General features: G+C 64.3%; 2 protein-coding genes and 1 pseudogene. All 3 read right to left on the reverse strand.

The genetic code is table 11. From position 1 onward, the window contains the following. Nucleotides 1-232 precede the first annotated feature (232 nt). Entirely contained in the window at nt 233-691 is a 459-nt protein-coding gene (locus tag AB4Y34_RS41040) for a hypothetical protein (protein ID WP_368719218.1), read from the reverse strand. A 9-nt stretch (nt 692-700) separates the two neighbouring features. After that, nucleotides 701-1,792, reverse strand: a complete 1,092-nt coding sequence (locus tag AB4Y34_RS41045; RefSeq protein WP_368719219.1) for a hypothetical protein — start codon at nt 1,790-1,792, stop codon at nt 701-703. 786 nt (nt 1,793-2,578) lie between these two features. Next, nucleotides 2,579-3,581, reverse strand: a pseudogene (locus AB4Y34_RS41050) (IS91 family transposase); the annotation flags it as partial. Nucleotides 3,582-3,688: the final 107 nt, after the last annotated feature.

Consider the following 3,688-nt stretch of genomic DNA (forward strand, 5'->3'; position numbering starts at 1 on the left):
GTGCCCCTGAACAACGCCCCAAGGGACGTGATCCCCAAGGGCAGCATTGTTGCCGGATCTCCGGCGGGTCGATGCGTCGTGGACGCGGGTAACAGAGCCCAGTATGGGCGGCCGCTGCGCGACGGTTTGCCCGAATGATGAGCAGATTGACCCCGCTTAGACTTCTCGCGTGACGCCAGGACCAAAAAAAAGCCGGCGCATATGCGCCGGCTGTGGTTCAGGAAAATTGCCGTCAGAGCAACGCTGTCTGCGCGGCCCGTGCTGCATCGATTCTCGCGATCATCGCCGCTTCGCGCTCGCGGTGCCGCCGTGACTTCTCTTCGCCCACGCCGTTGTGCTGCTCGATCACGTAGGCGAAACAGACAGGATTGGCCGGACCGCGCCACGCCTTCCAGGCTTCCATGATCCGCGCGCGCACGTCGGGCGTGCATGCGAAGTACTCGCGACGCAGGCGACGCCATTGCTGGGCGTACAGATCGCGCATGCGTTGCTCGCTCTGGTACAGCAGCCGTTCGCGCCGCTCCCTCTCTTCATCAACCGAAAGCGCCTGGGGCACCTCGATCTGATCGCTGAAGAGCGGGTAGGCACGCTCGATCTTTTCGCGAGCCCGTTCCTGACGGCTCAGATGCAAGGCTTGCATCCGCGAAGTCCAGCGAAGGCCTTCCGCCTTCGGAGTACGATCGAATCGCATGTCCCCTCCTCAGGCTGCAAGCCGCTCGAGCATCGCGCGGGCGTAATCCAGCGTGCCATCCTTTACCTGCAGACGACGCGCCTCGTTGAGCTCAGTGTTGACGAGCGCGTACTGTTTGCTCGCCCCCTTGCGCCAGTCCCGAATCTCCCGGAACCCCGATGCGATCGCGTCCTCGACATGCTGGGCGCCATCGATCACGACGCCGTCGCCGCGCTTATAGCGGGCATTCTGCGCGGCTTCCTTCGCACGCTGCGCATCGCCCTCCCCGCGCTCCGCCTGCCTGCGCGAAAGCTCGCTCGCTTCCCATGCGGCCTGCGCAGTCCCGTCGAGTCCGCACAGTTCGAAGATCGCACGACGCCGGGACTTGGCCGTCAGGCCTCGCAACTTCAGGCCATGGAACTCGAGCACGACCTGCTTGCTGCTCAGGTTTTGATCGTCAGCCGTGTCGAGGATGTTCAGCAGACTTGCCACATCGCGCGACTCCAGTGCAACGGCTACACGGTTCGGCCATTCGAACGTTTCGCGCCCGTGTGCGAGCAACGCCATCGAACGTTCCAGCGCGTGCCGACGGGCACTGAGCCGCCCCCGCGTGCGCTGCATGTCCGCATGGTCCAGCTTCTTCTCCCGGCGCCAGTCGGCGATCAGGTCACGAAGCCGCGCGGCCAGCGCTTTGACCGGCTGTCCGACCGATACCGGCTTGTCGAACATCTCCGGCAAAGGGTCAACCTGCAGGAGGCCCGCCGCGAACAGGGCGTCATCGACCTCGATGAAGTCCGGTGCATTGGATACGCCGGCGACAGCGGCCACCAGAGCGTCGACCGTTTCTGCCGTGACCGGCTGTTTCGCCGCTCGCATCACGGACACCAGCTGATGCAGTTTCGCCGCCGGTAGCCGCCCGCGCAGCGTCGGAACGTCGAGCAACGTCGACGCCCACTCGAGGTCATAGCGGAATGCCCTTTCCATCGCCCGGTATTCCGAGAGCACCGCTTCGGGAATTTGCTCGTTGCGCAGCAGCGCATAGGCGATGTGCACCTCATGTCGTCCATTCGTGCTGCCTCCCGGCACGCAAGGACCGCCGCGGGCAAATCCGAAGCGTTCCATGGCCACGTCATTGAATAGCGACAGATTACCTCGAAGTCGAAGTCGTCTTCGACAACGGGGCGAACGATGATCGGCGTGTCTACGCCATGCGCGCGAATCGACTCGGTCAGTTCCGCCATCGCCTTCGGATCAAAATACGTCCGGGGATTGCGGCCGAGCTTGATGCGCTTCAGGGGTGCAGTCAGTTGTTGCATTGCAGGTTCTCCAGAAAGGGGAACCTGCCCCCTATCGGGAGTGGTTCCCGATAGGGTCAAAAATAGATGCCGGACGTGCCGGCGGTTCGATGCGTCAGAGACGCGGTAGATGGGACAACAATAGCGCCAGATCGAAGGCTGCAAAGGGCGAAAAGGCCAGAAAAACCATACAGCTTTCGGCTTTCCGGAACGGTGTCCGCCTTTCCCGAAACGAGCCGAAGGATACTGCGAGAGGCGAGGTACGTTTAGGTTTATTCGATGCCTGCCATCGGCCGCAGGAATGTGAATGCCTCTGCGCGTGTCGGCAGGCGTCGAATAAGCCCGATGGAGGAAACCGCGGAGTGCTCCGATGAGGTCGGAACTCGCCGCTATGGCGATTGATAGGTCAGGATGCCCAGCAGTGTCGGATGTGGTGTGGCCGGGCGGGATGCCGGGCGGGCGCTGACGCGGTAGCGAAGTGATACTGTCGTGCGATCGCGGTGGTGAAGCGGACGTCGGAGGCGCTTCGCGGAGTGCCAGGCGCAAACGTCCGCTCGTGGGCCGCGTTGCCGCGAAGCCGACGGTCGGTTCAGATACCGGGGAACCGTAGTGCTCATGTCTGACCCCGGCACCGCGGCGGTGCGCGGATCGGCGCGCTGCGCGCGAGGATGTCGATGACGATCATCGGTGCGCCGCAGTGACGGCAGATGAAGACGGGCCGGGTTGCGGTGATGGCCTCGTCCGGTGACGGGCTGATCCCGGGTGCGACGTGCAGCAGATCGCGCACCTTCGCGAGACTGGCGCGGCGCACCCGGGTTGGCGAGCAGCCCGTAGTGACGGATCCGGTGGAAACCACCGGGCAGCACATGAAGCAGGAAGCGGCGTATGAATTCGCCGGCCTCCAGCGTCATGGTCTTGTAGCGGGTGCGTCCCTTCGCGCGGTAGTCCTTCCAGCGGAACGTCACACCGCGCTCATCGAATGCGATGAGGCGCTGGTTGGAGATGGCCACGCGGTGCGTGTAGCGCGACAGGTACTCGAGCACCGCCTTCGGTCCGGCGAACGGGCGCTTGGCGTAGACCACCCATTCGCAGCTACGCAGCGGCGCAAGCCACCGGGCAAAGGTGGCGGGGGCCGCGAGCCCGGTGTACTCGCCGAAGAACTGCAGCTGGCCATGCCGGTGGGCCACTTCGAGCGCTTCGAGGAAGCGCCGGCGGAACAGGCGTGAGAGCACGCGCACGGGCAGGAAGAAGCCGGGCCGGCAGGCGATCCAGCGCTCGCCATCGGGCGAGAGTCCGCCGCCGGGGACGATGCCGTGCACGTGCGGATGATGCGTGAGTGCGGAGCCCCAGGTGTGCAGGACGAGCGTGGCGCCGATCCGGGCGCCGAGGTGCCGGGGATCGGCGGCGATCGTGCGCAGCGTGTCGGCGGCGATGTCGAGCAGCAGGCCGTAGATGATCCGCTTGTTGTACCAGGCGATCGCACTGATGGCGGCGGGCAGTGTGAAGACGACGTGGAAGTATTCGACGGGTAGCAGGTCGGCCTGGCGTGCCTCCAGCCAGCGATGTGCGGCGCTGGCCTGGCACTTCGGGCAATGCCGGTCCCGGCACGTAATGGAGTGCGCTCCATTACGTGTGTTATGGGGAGTCCTGGATAACAGGGAGTCCGAAACCATGTTCGGCTCGACAGACCGAACAATCCTGTATTTTTACTCCCCATTAAAAC

The organism is Paraburkholderia sp. BR10954, from assembly GCF_040965775.1.
Lineage (GTDB): Bacteria > Pseudomonadota > Gammaproteobacteria > Burkholderiales > Burkholderiaceae > Paraburkholderia > Paraburkholderia youngii.

Excerpts from the sequence above, each read along its gene's own strand:
- AB4Y34_RS41045 (WP_368719219.1), bottom strand. The coding sequence starts at position 1,792 with ATGGAACGCTTCGGATTTGCCCGCGGCGGTCCTTGCGTGCCGGGAGGC.
- AB4Y34_RS41040 (WP_368719218.1), bottom strand. The coding sequence starts at position 691 with ATGCGATTCGATCGTACTCCGAAGGCGGAAGGCCTTCGCTGGACTTCG.